We start from the raw sequence: 17,890 nt of genomic DNA, 5'->3' as shown, positions 1-17,890 counted from the left end.
CATAGTACCAATTTACCTCTCGGTTAACTTTTGCAATCAACTTAAAATATATATTTCGAAAAATCTTTGTGTTCCTCTCTAGAAAGTTCCTCTGGTGATAAAGATTTAAAATACTCATAAGTAATTTTCATTCCTTCGGCACGACCTACTTTTGCTTCCCAACCAAGTAATTCTTTAGCTTTGGTAATATCTGGCTGGCGCTGTAATGGGTCATTTATTGGTAAGGGATGGTACACCACTTTTTGATTGGTACCTGTTAGTTTAATGATTTCTTCGGCAAAATCTTTAATGGTGATTTCATCTGGGTTTCCAATATTTACGGGCAAAGCATAATCTGAATGTAACAATCTAAAAATACCTTCTACCTGATCGTCAACATAGCAAAAAGAACGGGTTTGCATGCCATCGCCAAAAATAGTTAAGTCCTCGCCACGAATAGCTTGACCAATAAAAGCAGGAATAACACGTCCGTCATTGAGGCGCATTCTTGGTCCGTACGTATTGAAAATTCGAACAATTCTGGTTTCTACACCATGAAAAGTGTGGTACGCCATCGTGATTGATTCTTGAAAACGTTTGGCTTCGTCATACACGCCGCGTGGTCCTATGGTATTTACGTTGCCATAATATTCTTCAGTTTGTGGGTGTACCAAAGGATCGCCATATACTTCAGAGGTGGATGCAATAAGGATTCTAGCTTTTTTAACTCGAGCAAGACCCAACAAATTATGAGTTCCCAACGATCCAACTTTTAAGGTTTGAATTGGAATTTTTAAATAATCAATAGGACTTGCAGGCGATGCAAAATGCAAAATATAATCTAAATCGCCAGGAATATGTACAAACTTGGTGATATCGTGGTGGTAAAATTCAAAATGTTCCAATTGAAACAAATGTTCAATATTCTTTAAATCTCCGGTAATCAGATTGTCCATCCCGATTACAAAGTATCCTTCTTTAATAAAACGGTCACAAAGGTGTGAACCTAAAAATCCTGCAGCGCCGGTGATTAAAATTCTTTTCATAGTAAATGGTTACTCCTAGTTTATTGGTAACAAAAATAGTTATAATTATTGGGTTTACTTTTTTAAATGACAAACTGCTTTTGATGTAGTTCGTACTTTTCGTTTACAAAGTTTTTTATCTCCAATTCAAAACGTTCTTTTGAGAACTTTTCAGCGTGTTCCCGAATCGTTTTGAAATCGAATTTTTTGGTTTCAAATAGTTTGACCGCAGCTTGAATGGATTGAGCAGTTTGTTCGTGAAAAAACAAACCCGTTTGCTCCGGAAGTACAGTTTCAAGAACGCCTCCTTTTCCAAAAGCAATTACAGGAGTGCCACAAGCTTGAGCCTCGACGGGAACAATTCCAAAATCTTCTTCGGCAGCAAAAACAAATGCTTTCGCATTTTGTAAAAAATGCTTGAGTTGTTCTTGATCTACAAAACCCACAAGTTGAATATTAGATTTAGCAATTTTTTGGATCGCATCCAACTCTGGTCCCGTTCCTGCCACTATCAATTGATGATGAGGAATTTCGTTAAAAGCTTCGACAATAAGTTGGATTTTTTTATAAGAAACCATTCTGGAAGCTGTAAAAAAATAATCCTTTTTCGTTTCTTGAAGTGTAAAAAAAGAGGTGTTTACTGGCGGATAAATCACAGTTGCTTCACGCTGGTAAATGCTTTTAATGCGTTGGGCAACAAACTTTGAATTAGCAATAAAATGTGATACCTGAGGGCTGTTTTGTAAATCCCATTGTCTCATTTTACGCAACACAAATTGCGCATATTTGCCTTTTAAACCTTTGTTTAAGCCAGCATCTTGCAAATATTGCGCTTGCAAATCCCAGGCATAACGCATAGGCGAATGACAGTAGCAAATATGTAATTGCTCCGGCTTGGTGCGCACTCCTTTGGCAATTGACGAGGAGGAACTAAAAACCAAATCGTACTCGCTTAAATCAAATTGAGACATGGCGCTTGGAAACAATTGCAAAAATTTACGATGATTTGACTTTGCAGTAGGTAATTTTTGAACAAAAGTGGTAGCAGCACTTTTGCCATTTAAAATAAAATCTCGATCAGACTGATTCAAAAAATCGATTAAAGCATAATGATCAAAATCATCCCAAATCGCATTGAGTGAATGAATTACTTTTTCGGCACCACCATTTACATAATACCAATCGTTAATTAATGCTTTTTTCATTCGGGCTTATTGTGCTACTTTTCGAATTAGGAAATAAAAATAATAGGCGTATTTGCCAAAAATAAAATTAAGGTAAAATAATGATTTAGGCAGCCAATGACTAAACAAATCCAATTTGGTCAATTCTGCTCGTAATTCTTTCAAAGTAGCATTGCTTGCTCCCACGTTCATTTCAAAAATATGAAATGCTTGCCTAACCATTAACTCTTGTCGCAAAGCATCCACTAAATTGTAATTGTACTGAGTGCCTACATCTTTAGCAATTTGTAATACGCCACGCCACATTTTGGCTCTGGCTTTCGCCGAATAGGCCCCTGGAATATGATGCGCTCCGTCCTTGGCTGATTCACCAAACAAAGGTGGATTACCCGCACGCCCACCAACCGAAGGCTGTGCTAAATATCCAATTCCTTGTGTACAAAAGGCATGGGCCGCGAGGTAAATTTGATAGTATAAAGTGCCGTCGTATTGCGTTGTAGCTTTTTCATTTGCCCACGCGGTATTGATAACAAGTCCGCCAACAAAGCCGCAAGACCTAAAAATTAACTTGGGATCGTCTCCTTGTTTGATACACGTTTCTGCTGGCAAAATATGCGAAACGCCAATAGGTTCATGCAAACTAGTTTCAAAACGAATAAATGGTCGTGAAACCATAGCAATTTCAGAATGCCTTTCGCAAAAGTCGGCAATGTGTGTTAAACCGTCTTTCAAGAATAAATCGTCGTTGCCAATCAAAATAACCCATTTGAACTGAGACAAGCCAATCAATTTTCGAATATTGGCGTCGTAACCTAAATTATGTTCGTTTTCATGGTACTGTAAAACCACTTTTTTTGAACTAAAAAGAATTTGAAAACGCTCGCTTATTTGCCTAATTTGATTGCGTTCTTTAGAGCAATCTTCGGCAACTATTACTTCATTTGGCAACAAATCCATTTCTAAAATAGATTGCAAAAGCGCCTCGTATTCTACCGGTCGTCCATAGGCCGGAATAGCAATACTGTAACCGCTTTCTAAAGTAGTGTTATGCATTTATGATATACTTTTTATACAAACTGCAGGATTACCCGCAAGTACTGAATTAGCTGGAAAACTTTTGGTAACAACAGCATTGGCACCTACTATAGAATTTTTACCAATATTAACATTTGGCATAATACTCACACCCTCGCCTATCCATACGTTATCCTCAATAACTACAGGACCTTTACTAACCAAAGGACGTTTGTTTGGCGCAGTTTGTAACGAAATCGCATCAACCGAACCATGAAAATGATCGGTGATAAATACCCTACTAGCCAATAGTACATTGTTACCAATTGTTATCGAGTTGATACAAGCGATATGACAATCGTAGTTGATGCTTACATTGTTTCCAATGGTAATTTTGGGTTGAAAAGAATAGCCATTGTGGCGCTCAAAACATTCTAGTCGCAAGCGTTCAAAACAATAAAAATCGTCACCAATGGTAATGTGCTGCGCATTATGGAGATAAATAGGTGCTTCAAGGTAAAAATTTGAACCACAGTTTTTAAAGTTTCTTTTGACCATGAAAGCGTAGATTCTGTTCTTAAAATACTTGCTGTACTTTATGACCGAATACGACATTAGAAAGCTGCAAACATAAGCAAGAGCATCTACTAGTCGCATAACAATTTTTTTCATAGGCTTTCAGTATTCTGTTTGATCAAAAATCTATTTCAACAAAGGTAGTTTTTTATTGGATTTATAAGAATTATCATTGCACAAACATCAAGACAGTTTAGAAAGTTTATTGGTGCTTTTTACCACTTAAGAATCGACTATCAAAAAGGCTCTCCCTCGAATAATTTTGTAGTGTGCTTTAAAAAAATTACATTTGAATTGATTTTTAAAAGGAAAAAAAATGAAGAAAATAGTTTTTAGTATTGCCATGATTGCAATACTAGCTGCTTGTCAAGAACCATCTAAAGAGAAAACAGAAAAAGAGGCAAAAGGCAGGTACCAAATGTCAGTAATTCAACGCACGGATAGCGGTGAAGTTTGTTTATTTATCTTAGACACCGAAACAGGTGAGGTAACTATGCGAGGAGACAAATCAGGTGCGTGGACCTCACAAGGGAGCGCAGATGATGCTCAACAATAACACCTACTAAAATTAAATTGAAATAAAACATAGAGGTTTTCGTTTTTGCGAAACCTCTATTTTACATACCCACAATTGTGATTAAAAATGTCTTTTTAAGTTTTGGCATCAATTTTATCAACTTCCTTTTTCCGGTGCTGCTTATTCCTTTTTATATTAGTGTTTTTGGAATAACGACCTACGGATTAATCGCAATTTGTATTTCCCTAATCAACTATATTGCCGTAATAAATGATTACTCTTGGAGTATTTTAGGACCTGTGAAAATTGGTCAATTAGGTACTGATAAACTCGCTTTAAATACCTATATCTCTTCTGTAATAAGCACCAAAGCAATGTTGCTCATCCCATCAATGCTGCTCCTGTTGGTTTGCGTACAATTTTACGCTGACATTCAAAACAATTTACTTTTGTGTTTATCGTTATTTGCCTTGTTGTTTTCGAGATCACAAAATACCCACTGGATTTTCATTGGCCTCAATAAAATTAACGTGTATTTTATCCTGAATACTATTTTCAAAATAAGCGCAATTTTAACGTTAATGCTGGTTTTACCCAAATTTAAAACCGTTGCTTTCGTGTTTTTTATACTAGCCTTATTTGATAGTCTGCAGTTTATTGCAGCGCTACTTTATTTGTATTTTAAATGTGAATTTCGATACCACCAAACTTCTATTTCAGCCCTTATTTCTGAATTAAAAAATGGTTTTAAAATGTTTTTGACCAACTTAAGTATTTGCTCCATTTTAAACTCGGGAACACTTATTCTAGGATTATTTTTTGAATCAAAAATTGTTGGTATTTATAGTGTTGCCGAAAAAATAATCATGCTTTGCAAACATACTATTGGCGTTTTATTTCAAGGTGTTTTCCCGAAAATTGTACAAATAGGAACTCGTAACTTAGACCAATTGAATCGCTATTTGCGTTATATTTTTAAATCGTATTTGGTTTTGTACAGTTTTGGAATGCTTATTATTTGGTTTTTTGCCGATTGGATTGTTCCTTTTTTAAGTAGTCAAAATATTGTAGAATCGAGTTGGTATTTGATGCTATTGTCTCCGCTACCACTCATTGCCGCACTCAATCAATCATCTTACATGTCGGTAGTGTTGCATGAGCAAAAAAATATTTACTTTAGTGCTTATGGTATTGGTTTGATGCTTAATTTGATTTTGTCTTTTGCGCTTACGTATTACTTTCATGTTGAAGGTATGATTGCAGCCTTACTTTTGACGGAACTTTTTATTTGCCTGTACTTAAATTATAAAACCTGGACCAATAGCACATTAAATTTTTTCAAACATGATTAAGGTTGGATTTTTAGTTTCGTATGATTTTAAGTATTTGTACCAATCCATTCCTTTAGTTTATCAAGAGGCTGATTTGATTGTGCTCGCTATAGATAGAGAACGCAAAACTTGGAGTGGGAATCCGCTATACATTGCTCCAGAATTTTTTGGATGGGTACGCCAATTTGATGTTTCGAACAAAATTGTCTTATACGAAGATACCTTTTACATCCCTGAAAATACGCCAGCTCAAAACGATACTAGAGAGCGCAATTTATTAGCACAGGCCATGGGAAAAGGTGGCTGGCACATTCAAATTGATAGTGATGAATATTTTAAAGACTTTAAAGGTTTTACTAATTTTTTAAAACAAAACAAACACTACTTAGATAATCCTGAGCAACAAGCCGTTGAAATTCAAGTACAATGGATCACGCTTTTCAAAAAAGTAGAGGGTGGTTTCCTGTACGTAAAAGATTCGCTCGATACCATTGAAGTAGCTACCAATTGGCCTGATTACAAATACATGCGCGCCACAAGACACTCCAATAAAATAATTACAAAATTCATTTTATTGCACCAATCTTGGGCCCGTGACGAAGACGAAATTTATACCAAAATAACCAATTGGTCACACCGAGATGACTCAGATAACTTGGCTTTTTTTGAGTTTTGGAAAAAAATTGATCTTAGCAATTATACCACTTTTACCAACTTGCATGAAAATGATCCTACAAAGTGGAATTCATTAGGGTTTATTGCAGAAGATGAAATTTATTCATTGGAATTAAATATTAGCACTTGGGATTTATTTCGATTAAAATGGAAGAAAAAATTGATTCAATTTATCCGCGAATATTTACCTCTTTGGCTGCAAAATGGCATTCGAGATGCATTTAAAAAAATAGTAAAATGAAAACGCTGCTCAAAGATGATCTTTTACTCGTAGTCCTTCTCTACCTGTTGGCTATTTCACCCGTTTTGTATTTTTGGGAAGCCTTTCAATCTATAACAATGATTGGTTGTAGCGTTCTTTTATTAACCAAAATAAAGAGAGCATCTCTTAAAATAAATACTTTTAACTTACCCTTTATCTCTGCAGATATACTATTTTCAGCAGTTTGTTTATGGTATTTCAGTTCCAAAAGCGTCAGTTTGCTGGCCAACACTTTATTGTTATTTGCAATTCCGTTGTGCAGTAGCTTTCTATACCAATCGCAAACCTTTTTAAATCATAAAACACGTATACTGCTCAGTTTTTGCGGCAGCGTAGGATTGCTCAGTTTATATACAATTGTATTCTACCTCATCGATATTCCCAACCATAATTTTAATTGGTATTTTGCTCGATTTAATATCGAGAATCATTTGCACATTCATGGCACTTATCTCAGTTTATGGATGAGCGTTGCGTTTTTAATGCTTGTAAATATTTGGATTAGCAGTACTGCCAAAACCACCATCAAAAACGTGTTTTATAGTTTTTCGTGCTTGGTATTTGTTACAGGTTTACTCATTGTTAATTCTAGAATGATGCTGTTTTCGATGCTATTATTGGGAGTTTTGTTGTATTATTTTTATGCGATAAAAAGCAATCAATTGGCTTTTTCAAAAAAAATGCTAGCCTTGCTTTTTATCACGTTTTGTGTTGTGGTGGCGCTTTCGCAAAGGTATTGGGACGATCTTGTTTTTTTGTTCGAAAATAAGCTCGCTAGTTCCTCTAGATACACCATTAATTATTGCAGTTTACAAACTATTACCGACTCTTTTTTACTAGGAACAAATCCTAATACGCTTCAAAGTCAACTCAATGCTTGCTATGACAAATATGGTTTTTCGGAATTATCAAAAGAGAACATAAACTCTCACAATCAATATCTAGATTACTTTTTAAAAGGTGGTATTTTGCTTTTTGTGGCTTTTGTTATGATTTTGTTCACCAAATTGCGACTGGCTTATCAAAAACAAAACTACTTGTATTTTTCAGTCACTTTATTGTTTTTCTTTGCCTTTGTAACTGAAAATATTTTGGTTCGTCAGTACGGTATTTACTGTTATTTTTTATGCGATGTCCTGCTGCTGGGAGCCATTGTCCCTAATAAAAGTCATAACACAAATGAAATAAAAGAAAGCTAAGGTGGGAATTAATAAAATGCAACCGTCACTTAAACACACAAATAAATAGGTGATCACACCCATGAAATAAATGAAATTGTTGTTTTTGGTTTTTAAAAAAAGGTAAACGGGCGTAAAAAAAGAAAGGCAAAACAACGCCAATCCTACCAAGCCAAACTGTTTAAAAATAGATAAATACACGATTTCTTCAATAGCATTGTAGACTGTGCTGCCAAAGAAAGTGATCTCGTTTGATTTTCTGATTTGCAAAATTCGTCCGCCTAGATTTGAGTCCAAAATAAAACCTCCAAGAGAACCGTATTGAAAGTAACGCGTCATAATAATTGAACCCAAAAACAGCAACAAAAGTCCGCCCAACAAATAAACTTTGAGTAATTTCAGGACTTGGTTGCGATACAAAAACAGAAAATAAAAAATCAAACCAATCCAAACTGTACGCGATAAAGTGAGTAATAACGCCAATACCACAATGATAATTTTAATTTTTGATTTGGTATACTCATAAAATATTGGGAACAGCATCAAGGTACAAACCCCAAAAATATTACCGTTGTTATAGGTTGATATCAGTTTACTAACCGAACCTCGTTGATTGAATTTGGAAGAATCTAATTCGCCTAAATCACCTGCATTGACAGTTAAATATGGAATTTCTAGAAAATGCCCCACAACTTGCTTATACACGAACAGAAAAATCCCGTACAAGGCCACGATAAAAACCGCTTGGCTAATGATATTAGCCATGTAAGCTGTGTTTATTTTTTTTAGAAATGAACTCAAAAAGATATAAAACAGCAACGGCAAAAAAACAAAACTTACATAAAACGAAATCAGGTTTCCTAAACTGCCTTGATAACCATTGATAAGCAAATGAAGCGTGAAATAAGCTACGAAGGGTAAGGTTGCTACGTATGCAATAAAGGCTTTGTTAGGTACTTTAAACTGGCTTTTAAAACCTATAATGAATAAGCTTAAAACCGATAAAAAACCTAAAAACAAATATCCCCATGTGATAGGAATTCCTGCTATTTTAAAACCTCCTTTTGGGATAACAACCAATAAAAATACCGCCAAAAGAAAAACGATTTCCCGGCATTTTACGTTAGTCAATTTGATTTTTAAAACATTCTTCATTTGTTTATTGTAAAAAGCCTATCCGGAAAAAAAATGGCTATAGCTCGGTGTTTCTCAAGCTATCCTCCCAAGATTTAATCGAGATGCCAAAAACAGTTTTAATTTTACTTTTATCTAAAACACTGTACTTTGGTCGTTGTGCAGGTGTTGGATAACTGCTACTCGGAATTGGTTTCAAATCAATATTAACATTATTTACCTCAAAAATTTTCTTAGCAAATTCAAACCAACTACAGGAGCCTTCATTGCTGTAATGATACAATCCATGCGCTTGGTGATCAGGATTTTTTGATGCAAAAAGAATAATTTGTACTAATGCATGAGCCAAATCAACTGCATGTGTTGGCGTGCCTATTTGATCGTCAACAACTGATAGAGAATCTCGTTCAGCTCCTAGACGCAACATGGTTTTCATAAAATTACCTGCAAATTGTGAATAAACCCATGACGTTCTAACGATGAAATAAGCACCAAAAACCGCTTGAATAGCTTTCTCACCGTCCAATTTTGTTTGCCCATACACATTTTGCGGATTAGGCAAATCGGTTTCCACATAGGGTTCTTCCGCAAGTCCATCAAAAACAAAATCAGTGGATACGTGCAACAATTGCGTTTTAAATTCATCACAAACCTCGGCTAAATATTGTGCGGCGGTTGTGTTAATTAAAATTGCTTTTTCAGGTTCTTGCTCTGCTTTGTCAACCGCAGTATAAGCTGCTGCATTGATACAAAAATCAGGTTTGTATTTTTCAAACTGACTTTGAATGGCTGCTTTATCGGTAATATCTAGCGTTTTTGAATCACAAAAAACAAAATCTATTTCAGCGTATCCTGAGGCAATATGCTGCAAGGCTTGGCCTAACTGACCGTTGGCACCGGTCACAAGCACTACCAAACGCATTTGGCTTGATCTAGGTTAGGTAAAATTTGATCTTTATCGGAAATCAATAAATCTTCTTCCGAAAATTTCCAATCTATTTGCAAAGCAGGATCGTTGTATTTTAATCCACCTTCCGACTCTTTATTATAAAAATTATCACATTTGTAGAAAAAGGTTGCCGTTTCGCTTAGGACAACAAAACCATGTGCAAAACCTCTTGGCACAAAAAACTGCCTTTGATTTTCAGCAGATAGTACAACCGAAACATGCTCGCCAAATGTCGCAGATTCGGGACGCAAATCGACTGCTACATCAAGTACCTCGCCACTTAAAACACGAACCAATTTAGCCTGCGCATGCGCTCCAGTTTGATAATGTAATCCCCTAAGCACTCCTTTAGTAGAAAATGATTGATTGTCTTGTACAAAATGAACTTCCTTTTGCACACCGTCTTGAAACGTTTTGGCATTGAAACTTTCCATAAAGTAGCCTCTTTCATCTTGAATTACTTTGGGTTCAATGATGCAACAGCCTTCTAGTTTGGTTGTATTAAATATCATAAATTATTAAATTATCTCTAATAAATGCGAACCGTATCCGCTCTTTAGTAAAGGTTGTGCTATCGTTTTTAATTGCTCTGCTGAGATGTAACCCATTCTAAAAGCAGCTTCTTCAATTGATCCTATTTTTAATCCTTGACGCTCCTCAATTACTTGTACAAATTGAGAGGCTTGCATTAACGAATTGAATGTTCCTGTATCAAACCATGCAGTACCGCGATCGAGAATACTTACTTTTAATTTGCCTCTGCGCAAATATTCTTTGTTGACATCAGTAATTTCAATTTCTCCGCGTTGACTTGGCTTTATATTCGCAGCTATAGCAACCACATCGTTATCATAGAAATAAATTCCAGGAACTGCGTAATTAGATTTTGGTACTAATGGTTTTTCTTCAATAGAAAGTACATTTCCCTCCGAGTCAAAATCAACTACACCATATCGCTCTGGATCGTTTACATGATAGGCATAAATGATACCGCCATCAGGATCGTTATTGGCTTGCAAAAGTTGTGACAAACCTGTTCCGTAAAAAATATTATCTCCCAGTACCAAGGCTACTTTATCGCCTCCAATAAACTCTTTGCCAATAATAAAAGCTTCGGCAAGACCATTTGGATGTTCTTGCACGGCATATTCAAAACGACAACCCAATTTAGACCCATCACCTAACAATTGTTGAAACAAAGGCAAATCATGTGGTGTCGAAATGATCAAGATCTCTCTGATTCCTGCCCACATCAAGGATGACAATGGATAATATATCATTGGCTTGTCATAAATAGGCATCAGTTGTTTACTCACTGCTAGTGTTAACGGATGCAAGCGCGTACCTGAACCTCCTGCTAGAATTATTCCTTTCATGGTAGTTATTTATTGTATTTAACTTTTAGTTTTTGATAAAAACTAACGAATAGGCTACCAAATATGAACAGTCCCACAAACAATAATGGAGCTAAAAATTTAAGTTTGCCATTGATAGATTTTACATTCTTTATGTTGGTCACTAAACTAATTTCTTTGATAACACTATCAAAGTTGATTTTATCCAAACGATTATTACCTTGCTGCTTGATTAGTAACTCTTTATTTTTAATCAAGTCGTTTAGCTGCGTATTTTCGTTGTAATATACTAAGCTACTGCCTGGTCCTTTCGGATTTTTGCTAAAATTGTTGACTAAGGTGTTTATTTGTTTGATTATCGAATCATTCTCTTTACGGGTCATTTCAAGGTTTTTCAAACTTTCTTTTTTGATTTCCAAGAAATATTTTGAATCATTCAAATACGCCTGCAAAGGTTTCACAAAATCATCTTGACCTACTTTTTTAACTGTAGAAATAGACAATTGATGAAACGGATAATTCTTGCTCGTTAATTCGTTTTCAATTGACTTTGCCGCGCCGCCTTCATCGGCCATGAGTTTTACTAACTCTAAACGTTGCTCATCATTACCTACAAATTTATAGACGTCAATAACTGGAGTTATCTCTATATTTCGTAATTTCAACCTCGTGTCAAACCCTAATTTTTGCAAAAACAAGCTGTCGTTTTCTTTGATTTTAGAATTTAGCAAAGCCACTTTGCCATACAAATAATCCGTCGATCCAAAATTTGGCATCACAATGATTTCATGATCATAAGCTGTTCTGGATTTATCTAAAAACAAACCAAGTCCTGCTCCCAAAACAAACAAAACGATCAATACCAAAACATTTCGTTTCAGGAACAAAAAACCTTCAAATAGTCGCAAAAAAACACGATCTACAAAAAGACCCATTTTTGAAAATATTTGAGACAAATCAACTTCTTGATCACTCGAATTAAGCGGCTTATTTTCGCTCATAGGATTGTTATTTTAAGTTGAAAATTTGTTCCAATATTTTAATGGTAATCAAATACGTAGGTTTTACACCAGTTGTTCCTAAACCACCTGAAGCCAAAGTACTTCCTGTTTCTAAAGGATTATCTGAAGCATAATAAGCATAACGTACTTTGATGTCGCTAGGTACACTTCGTCTGATTTTTGAGGCCGATTGAATGGCTTTTTGATAGTACGAACCTTCCATTTCAAGACCAATAATTCCCCAAGTAGAATCGTGGAAAAACTTTAATAAATCTCTGTTTTGTAATGAAGTTCCCAAAACAGTTACCATTGGACCTGCAAAAACCGCAATGTCATTTCCTTCAAACATGTCGGCAGTTAATTCGTTTTCAAAGAAATAATTGTCAGCAGTTCCTTCGTTAATGTGTGCATTAGGAATCATGATATCTCCTTTTCCACCTTCAAGGATTCCTGCTTTACCCATAATTGAAACCGATTTTACATTAAGTAAAGTATCTTTCTTAAATGGTTTCAATAACTCATCAATAGTTTCATAAGCTTGTTCCCCAAATGCATAATCCATAACAATTAGTACTGGTTTTTCAGTGTCTACTTGCGCAGTAGGAAACGATGTTTTAGCCCAGTTGATTTTAGCTGTATCAAAAATTTGTACGTCAATATTAGTTCCTGATGTGTCTGGCAAAGAGATCATTCCTTGCTTCAAGGCAACAGCTGTCACTTGATTACGCACCTCATCAGCTCCGGATCTACTTAACTCTTCATAAATAAAGAAATCCGATTTGTCTTTGAACTTCGTTTTCAATACTTCGGTAGCAAAAATCGAATTCATCACACTATGCATGTTGGCACTAATTACGTGAATTGGTCGGTCTAAAAGCTGATTGGCTTTTAAAACTTCTTTGATATTGGTTGCCCAAATTTCACCGTGAATGTGGTGTCCTAAACGTTCTCTTAAAATTGGGCTGAAAGTAATCGTTCTTTTATTATCCTCTACAATTTCTTCAATGGCTAGTTTACCCAACCAAAAAATCACGTGTAAAAAACGGTCTGGAGCAGCTGCCGAACCAAAGGCATCATAAATATCCAAAACCTCAGCAAAAGTTCTACCTAAAATGTTAGCTGCATGCGAAATGGCTTTTTCTTTCTCTATTTGAGTTAGCTTTTTCTTTGATGAAACGGCCTGCTCAAGCTTGATCCAATCACGAGAAACCTCGCCGGCATCATCTAATAAAACACGGTTTCTGATTTTGTGTGATTCGATAAAAACAAAAGTCAAGTGCGTTAAAATATCATAAATATCAGATCTTCCTCTTGTAATTTCCACATTCATTTGCTCCTCATCAATTCGATAGCAATTACGACGTCTTTTTGGAGGAACAATCGCTTGAAAATGCGATTTTGAGTAACCTTCATCCGAAGTAAGATTAATAAAACGACATTCTTCAATTCCTACTGGCAAACGCTCAATTACGTACAAAAGTCCGTTTAATTCTACTTTTTCTTCGGCAATATTCCCGTAAATCTCTGGTCGTAATGCTAATAATGCTTCACGAAGCGTATCACCTGATACTCCCATTGGTTTGTAAAATCCTCTATTAAAAAGGTGGCGCATTGTGATGTACATTTTTTCAATGGCTGCCGATGATTCTTGTGCTCTAGAGCGCGATATATTTTTTGTTTCTTTCATTTTCTACTTATTTTTTAACCTGCAAATGTATGACATTTATTGGGTCTTTAACAAATCTGCTATTTTTCTGTCATTAGATAAGCGCGGCACTTTATTTTGGCCACCTAATTTACCAATCGATTTCATATAATCTTGAAAACCGTTTTTAACTACTTTGGTAACCACCACTTTTTGCAATACCTTACCCACTATCAAATCGTCATAATAAACATTTTGTTTGCGCATGGCATTGTCAAGCGCTTCCGCAAAAGCTGCGCTATCCTGTGGTTCGTTCTCAAACTCTATGAACCATTCGTGATACGGCAATCCTTTGGCCGGCGTAATTTGTGGTGCTACTGTAAACTCATTAATTCTGATGGATGTTCCGATAATGGCTTCTTGCAAAGCACTTTCTACCTCTTTGCCGATAACATGTTCTCCAAAAGCCGATATGTAATGTTTGATTCTGCCCGATACAATAATACGGTACGGTTTTAAACACGTGAACTGAACGGTATCGCCAATATTGTATCCCCAAAGTCCTGCATTGGTAGAAATTATCAAAACATAATTGACATTCAATTCTACTTCACCTATTGTGTAACGTCTTGGATTTTCGGTATAAAATTCGTCACTTTTGATAAACTCATAAAAAATTCCGGAGTTTAGCAGTAGTAACATTCCTTTTTCCTTTTGAGAATCTTGATAAGCAAAAAATCCTTCCGAAGCGGGAAACAATTCAATGCTGTCTACTTTTCTTCCTATTAAATTCTCGAATTTAGCCCGATATGGTTCGTAATTTACACCGCCGTAAATGAACAAATTAAAGTTTTTGAAAATTTCGCCCACAGGCTTCCCTCCTTTTTGATGCAGTTTTTCAAAATACATTTGCACCCAAGAAGGTATACCTGAAATCACAGCCATATTTTCATGAAACGTTTCTTCGACAGTCGCATTTACTTTGGTTTCCCAATCTTCGATACAATTGGTTTCCCAAGAGGGCATTCTGTTTTTTTGAAGGTATTTTGGAACAAAATGCGCTACAATTCCGGATAAACGCCCTAGTTTTATTCCGTTTTTTTCTTCTAAAATCGGACTTCCTTGCAAGAAAATCATTTTACCATCTACAAAATCAGCCTTACCAGTTTCGTGAATGTAATGCAAGATCGCGTTGCGGGCGGCCTCAATGTGATACGGCATTGATTCCTTAGTCAACGGAATGTACTTTGCTCCAGATGTAGTTCCTGAAGTTTTGGCAAAATACAACGGTTTCCCTTTCCACAGAATATTGGCTTCACCTTGTACCACTCGGTCAACATAAGGTTTCAGCGCTTCGTAATCGCGCACGGGAACGTACTTAGCAAAGTCGGCCGCAGTTGTAATTTTATTAAAATGGTGGTCCTTGCCAAAAGCCGTATGTTGTGCTTGAGTGATTAATTGCTGCAGTACCTTTTGTTGAGCTACCACTGGATTTGTAGCCCAAACTTGGGTTTTTTGATAAATATTTTTGGCAAAAATCTTTGCTATAATTGATTTTAATGACATCCTGATGAGATACTTTTGAAATGTAAAATACGATTTATTTCGAACTTTTTCTTTTGGCCGCAGCCGTATTTGATGCTGCTTTTTGCTCCTCGATAGCCACTTGTTTGCGCAACTCCAATTCTGCTTCTGATGGAGCTAAATCTAATTTTTCTGCTGTTACTTCAGAAGTTTCTAAAATAGAATCTTTGTTGAATTTAGCATATTCTAACTCACCCGTTAAAACTTTCTTGATGGCTTTTAAATACAAATCATTCTGTTTTATGGCTTTAGAAAGCGAATCTGATTTGAGAGCCAATTCAGTAGCCTCTTTTTTCAATTGCGATGATGAATAGCCCGGAATGAACTCTCGTAAAGGCGTGAATGCAATGATAAATGTAGTTACAAAAATGATTAAGATAGCACCCACACTAGCTACAACAAAAACATTCATTAAGGTGAGTTTTAATGAAAAGGTCTCTTCAAAAGTATCTTCGTTTAGAATTACGAGACGTCTTTTGTTGAATAAATTTTCTTTTATGACTTTTCGCTTTTGTCTTTTTTTGGACATATTCATTGATTATTGAACAAATATAACAATTATTGTGCTTGCATTTACTGCCTTTACAGCAATACAAAAAGCAATTGGTGCAGTGACGTTAATAAATTTTTAACGCTTCGCCCATTAAATTAATGCTGTAAAATGAATTTGTATTCAGTAATTCTATATACCTTTGCTATTAGGTTATTTACAAATTTGCTTCGGCATAAATTATACTATCATGGGAAGATTAGGTGTTACAGAAATCCTTATAATATTAGCTGTCGTTTTATTACTTTTTGGAGGTAAAAAAATTCCAGAATTGATGAAAGGTTTAGGAAGCGGAATCAAAGAATTCAAGAACGCAGCAAAAGACGGTGAACCAGCCAATAAAAAAGAAGAAGCTTCTACAAAAGAATAATTCTTTATAACAACAATAGAAAGACCCAAATAGCAACTACAATTGCTGTTTGGGTTTTTTTGTAAATTTTTTTGATACTTGTTTTTTCAATAATAGATTAATTGCTTGTAGAAGTTTATTTTGAAAACTTTGTGGAAAAAATTTACGTGAATAAAATAAAAATCAATTTGCTACTAACTGACTAAGATTAAAATCAAAAAACAATGAAAACAACTCTTGTAACCGTATTGCTTTTAAGTATTCAACTCCTTTTTGCACAAGAAATAACTGGTTCTTGGCAAGGTGAACTAGACGTTCCAGGAATGAAATTGCCACTAATTTTTCACATTAAAAAAGAAGGTGAAAAACTCATTTCAACTCTTGACAGTCCAAAACAAGGGGCCACAAATATTCCGGTTAGTACAACCAGCTATTCTGCTGATCAATTAACGCTTGAGCTTCCTGCATTGGGAATCTCCTACTCCGGAAAAGTAACAAATGAAAGCATTAACGGCACTTTTAAACAAGGTGGAATGGAATTACCATTAATACTTTCTAAATTGAACAGATCACAAACTCCAAAAGCACCTTTTTCATACAAAATAGAGGAAGTAACTTTTATCAATTCCACAGATAAGAATACTTTGGCCGGGACACTATCTGAACCGAACAATTTCAATAAAAAAGAGCCAATTTTGATTATGATTACTGGTTCAGGAAAACAAAATCGCGATTCAGCGCTTTTTGGCCACAAACCCTTTGCAGTAATCGCTGATGATTTTGCTAAAAAAGGTATTGCAACTCTCCGACTAGACGATCGCGGAATTGGTGGCTCATCAAAAGGGAGTAATGATGAAACCTCTTTCAATTACGCTACTGATATCAATGCAGCAGTACTATTTTTAAAAGCAAAAGGTTTTGAAAACATTGGTTTAATTGGTCATAGCGAAGGTGGTATGATTGCTCCCATTGTGGCTAGTACAAGCAAAGACGTTAAATTTTTGGTTTTGATGGCTGGACCAGGTCAACCTATAAATGAACTTTTAGTACTGCAAAATTATTTGGCGGGAAAACTAGCGGGTATGAGTGAAGAAGAGCTTCAAAAAAGCAGTCAAATCAACCGAATGATCTATGATTTTATAAAAAATTACAAAGGAACCACTTTTGATTCCGACTTTGATAAGTTTATTAATTCATCCTCAGAAAAATTGCCAGACGATGTTAAAAAACAAGTAACAAATGCTTGGTTCAGATACTTTATCGCTTTTAATCCAGACGAATATGTTTCTAAAATAAAGATTCCAGTTTTGGCTATCAACGGAAGTTTAGACTTTCAAGTACCTGCAAAAGAAAATTTGGAAGCCATAAAAAAATCATTGACAAAAGCTAAAAACAAAAATTTCGAAACCTACGAATTTCAAGGCATGAATCATCTTTTTCAGGAATGTACAACAGGTGCTATGAGCGAATATGCCGAAATTGAGCAAACCATTTCACCAAAAGTGCTTGATAAAATTAGCTCTTGGATAAGTGCTAGAAAATAAAAACCGTTTGCAAACAAATTTATAAATCCCAAAATTCA

The 17,890-nt window shown here is 35.4% G+C and carries 18 protein-coding genes; 6 read left to right on the top strand and 12 right to left on the bottom strand.

Annotated features, from left to right (window positions below):
- Positions 1-41: 41 nt before the first annotated feature.
- From G9Q29_RS00960 to G9Q29_RS00945, 4 genes are all read right to left on the bottom strand, one after another.
- On the bottom strand, positions 42-1,025 hold the full coding sequence (locus tag G9Q29_RS00960; RefSeq protein WP_166132643.1) for a UDP-glucuronic acid decarboxylase family protein: 984 nt from the start codon (positions 1,023-1,025) through the stop codon (positions 42-44).
- Positions 1,026-1,087: 62 nt separating this feature from the next.
- Positions 1,088-2,209 (bottom strand): glycosyltransferase, encoded by a 1,122-nt coding sequence (locus tag G9Q29_RS00955; RefSeq protein WP_166132642.1) that lies wholly within the window; start codon positions 2,207-2,209, stop codon positions 1,088-1,090.
- Positions 2,210-2,215: 6 nt separating this feature from the next.
- Positions 2,216-3,241, bottom strand: coding sequence for a glycosyltransferase family 2 protein (locus G9Q29_RS00950; protein ID WP_166132641.1), 1,026 nt, complete (start codon positions 3,239-3,241; stop codon positions 2,216-2,218).
- A complete protein-coding gene (locus tag G9Q29_RS00945) occupies positions 3,242-3,874 on the bottom strand; it encodes a DapH/DapD/GlmU-related protein (protein WP_166132640.1) in 633 nt (210 codons plus the stop codon).
- 220 nt (positions 3,875-4,094) lie between these two features.
- Here G9Q29_RS00945 and G9Q29_RS00940 point away from each other — a divergent pair, with 220 nt between their 5' ends.
- The 4 genes from G9Q29_RS00940 (at position 4,095) to G9Q29_RS00925 (ending at position 7,762) form a co-directional block, all read left to right on the top strand.
- Positions 4,095-4,334, top strand: coding sequence for a hypothetical protein (locus G9Q29_RS00940; RefSeq protein ID WP_166132639.1), 240 nt, complete (start codon positions 4,095-4,097; stop codon positions 4,332-4,334).
- Between the two features lie 77 nt (positions 4,335-4,411).
- A complete protein-coding gene (locus G9Q29_RS00935; RefSeq protein WP_166132638.1) occupies positions 4,412-5,647 on the top strand; it encodes an oligosaccharide flippase family protein in 1,236 nt (411 codons plus the stop codon).
- A complete protein-coding gene (locus G9Q29_RS00930) occupies positions 5,640-6,542 on the top strand; it encodes a hypothetical protein (RefSeq protein ID WP_166132637.1) in 903 nt (300 codons plus the stop codon). Before G9Q29_RS00935 ends, G9Q29_RS00930 begins: the two co-directional genes overlap by 8 nt.
- Positions 6,539-7,762, top strand: a complete 1,224-nt coding sequence (locus tag G9Q29_RS00925; protein WP_166132636.1) for an O-antigen ligase family protein — start codon at positions 6,539-6,541, stop codon at positions 7,760-7,762. Before G9Q29_RS00930 ends, G9Q29_RS00925 begins: the two co-directional genes overlap by 4 nt.
- On the opposite strand, the gene G9Q29_RS00920 is transcribed toward G9Q29_RS00925, so the two are convergent.
- Genes G9Q29_RS00920 through G9Q29_RS00885 form a run of 8 tightly spaced genes read right to left on the bottom strand, consistent with a single transcriptional unit; the run spans position 7,688 to position 15,938 of the window.
- Positions 7,688-8,896, bottom strand: coding sequence for a hypothetical protein (locus tag G9Q29_RS00920; RefSeq protein ID WP_166132635.1), 1,209 nt, complete (start codon positions 8,894-8,896; stop codon positions 7,688-7,690). The two genes, G9Q29_RS00925 and G9Q29_RS00920, sit on opposite strands and share 75 nt — an antisense overlap.
- A 37-nt stretch (positions 8,897-8,933) precedes the next feature.
- Entirely contained in the window at positions 8,934-9,797 is an 864-nt protein-coding gene (gene rfbD / locus G9Q29_RS00915; protein ID WP_317164722.1) for a dTDP-4-dehydrorhamnose reductase, read from the bottom strand.
- Positions 9,785-10,336 carry a dTDP-4-dehydrorhamnose 3,5-epimerase gene (gene rfbC, locus G9Q29_RS00910; protein ID WP_166132634.1) on the bottom strand — a complete coding sequence of 184 codons (552 nt, stop codon included), beginning with the start codon at positions 10,334-10,336 and terminating at the stop codon, positions 9,785-9,787. Before rfbC ends, rfbD begins: the two co-directional genes overlap by 13 nt.
- A gap of 6 nt (positions 10,337-10,342) precedes the next feature.
- Positions 10,343-11,200: a glucose-1-phosphate thymidylyltransferase RfbA gene (gene rfbA / locus G9Q29_RS00905; protein ID WP_166132633.1), complete on the bottom strand. Its 858-nt coding sequence runs from the start codon at positions 11,198-11,200 to the stop codon at positions 10,343-10,345.
- A 5-nt stretch (positions 11,201-11,205) separates the two neighbouring features.
- Entirely contained in the window at positions 11,206-12,180 is a 975-nt protein-coding gene (locus G9Q29_RS00900) for a hypothetical protein (RefSeq protein WP_166132632.1), read from the bottom strand.
- A gap of 7 nt (positions 12,181-12,187) precedes the next feature.
- Positions 12,188-13,867 carry a DUF6909 family protein gene (locus tag G9Q29_RS00895; protein ID WP_166132631.1) on the bottom strand — a complete coding sequence of 560 codons (1,680 nt, stop codon included), beginning with the start codon at positions 13,865-13,867 and terminating at the stop codon, positions 12,188-12,190.
- A gap of 36 nt (positions 13,868-13,903) precedes the next feature.
- Complete coding sequence (locus G9Q29_RS00890; protein WP_166132630.1) at positions 13,904-15,391, bottom strand: GH3 family domain-containing protein; 1,488 nt, start codon at positions 15,389-15,391, stop codon at positions 13,904-13,906.
- A 34-nt stretch (positions 15,392-15,425) separates the two neighbouring features.
- Positions 15,426-15,938, bottom strand: coding sequence for a peptidase (locus G9Q29_RS00885; RefSeq protein WP_166132629.1), 513 nt, complete (start codon positions 15,936-15,938; stop codon positions 15,426-15,428).
- Between the two features lie 211 nt (positions 15,939-16,149).
- Here G9Q29_RS00885 and tatA point away from each other — a divergent pair, with 211 nt between their 5' ends.
- The gene (gene tatA, locus G9Q29_RS00880) at positions 16,150-16,329 is read left to right on the top strand and encodes a twin-arginine translocase TatA/TatE family subunit (RefSeq protein WP_166132628.1); all 180 of its coding nucleotides are present in this window, start codon (positions 16,150-16,152) and stop codon (positions 16,327-16,329) included.
- 203 nt (positions 16,330-16,532) lie between these two features.
- A complete protein-coding gene (locus G9Q29_RS00875) occupies positions 16,533-17,852 on the top strand; it encodes an alpha/beta hydrolase family protein (protein WP_166132627.1) in 1,320 nt (439 codons plus the stop codon).
- The last annotated feature ends 38 nt before the right edge of the window (positions 17,853-17,890 follow it).

It is taken from the genome of Flavobacterium turcicum (assembly GCF_011365745.1).
GTDB classification, from domain to species: Bacteria; Bacteroidota; Bacteroidia; order Flavobacteriales; family Flavobacteriaceae; genus Flavobacterium; species Flavobacterium turcicum.
The sequence above is the reverse complement of the archived record's forward strand: the minus strand, read 5'-3'. Positions and strand labels throughout refer to the sequence as shown.

Excerpts from the sequence above, each read along its gene's own strand:
- G9Q29_RS00960 (WP_166132643.1), bottom strand. The coding sequence starts at position 1,025 with ATGAAAAGAATTTTAATCACCGGCGCTGCAGGATTTTTAGGTTCACAC.
- G9Q29_RS00955 (WP_166132642.1), bottom strand. The coding sequence starts at position 2,209 with ATGAAAAAAGCATTAATTAACGATTGGTATTATGTAAATGGTGGTGCC.
- G9Q29_RS00950 (WP_166132641.1), bottom strand. The coding sequence starts at position 3,241 with ATGCATAACACTACTTTAGAAAGCGGTTACAGTATTGCTATTCCGGCC.
- G9Q29_RS00945 (WP_166132640.1), bottom strand. The coding sequence starts at position 3,874 with ATGAAAAAAATTGTTATGCGACTAGTAGATGCTCTTGCTTATGTTTGC.
- G9Q29_RS00940 (WP_166132639.1), top strand. The coding sequence starts at position 4,095 with ATGAAGAAAATAGTTTTTAGTATTGCCATGATTGCAATACTAGCTGCT.
- G9Q29_RS00930 (WP_166132637.1), top strand. The coding sequence starts at position 5,640 with ATGATTAAGGTTGGATTTTTAGTTTCGTATGATTTTAAGTATTTGTAC.
- G9Q29_RS00925 (WP_166132636.1), top strand. The coding sequence starts at position 6,539 with ATGAAAACGCTGCTCAAAGATGATCTTTTACTCGTAGTCCTTCTCTAC.
- G9Q29_RS00920 (WP_166132635.1), bottom strand. The coding sequence starts at position 8,896 with ATGAAGAATGTTTTAAAAATCAAATTGACTAACGTAAAATGCCGGGAA.
- rfbD (WP_317164722.1), bottom strand. The coding sequence starts at position 9,797 with ATGCGTTTGGTAGTGCTTGTGACCGGTGCCAACGGTCAGTTAGGCCAA.
- rfbC (WP_166132634.1), bottom strand. The coding sequence starts at position 10,336 with ATGATATTTAATACAACCAAACTAGAAGGCTGTTGCATCATTGAACCC.
- rfbA (WP_166132633.1), bottom strand. The coding sequence starts at position 11,200 with ATGAAAGGAATAATTCTAGCAGGAGGTTCAGGTACGCGCTTGCATCCG.
- G9Q29_RS00900 (WP_166132632.1), bottom strand. The coding sequence starts at position 12,180 with ATGAGCGAAAATAAGCCGCTTAATTCGAGTGATCAAGAAGTTGATTTG.
- G9Q29_RS00895 (WP_166132631.1), bottom strand. The coding sequence starts at position 13,867 with ATGAAAGAAACAAAAAATATATCGCGCTCTAGAGCACAAGAATCATCG.
- G9Q29_RS00890 (WP_166132630.1), bottom strand. The coding sequence starts at position 15,391 with ATGTCATTAAAATCAATTATAGCAAAGATTTTTGCCAAAAATATTTAT.
- G9Q29_RS00885 (WP_166132629.1), bottom strand. The coding sequence starts at position 15,938 with ATGTCCAAAAAAAGACAAAAGCGAAAAGTCATAAAAGAAAATTTATTC.
- tatA (WP_166132628.1), top strand. The coding sequence starts at position 16,150 with ATGGGAAGATTAGGTGTTACAGAAATCCTTATAATATTAGCTGTCGTT.
- G9Q29_RS00875 (WP_166132627.1), top strand. The coding sequence starts at position 16,533 with ATGAAAACAACTCTTGTAACCGTATTGCTTTTAAGTATTCAACTCCTT.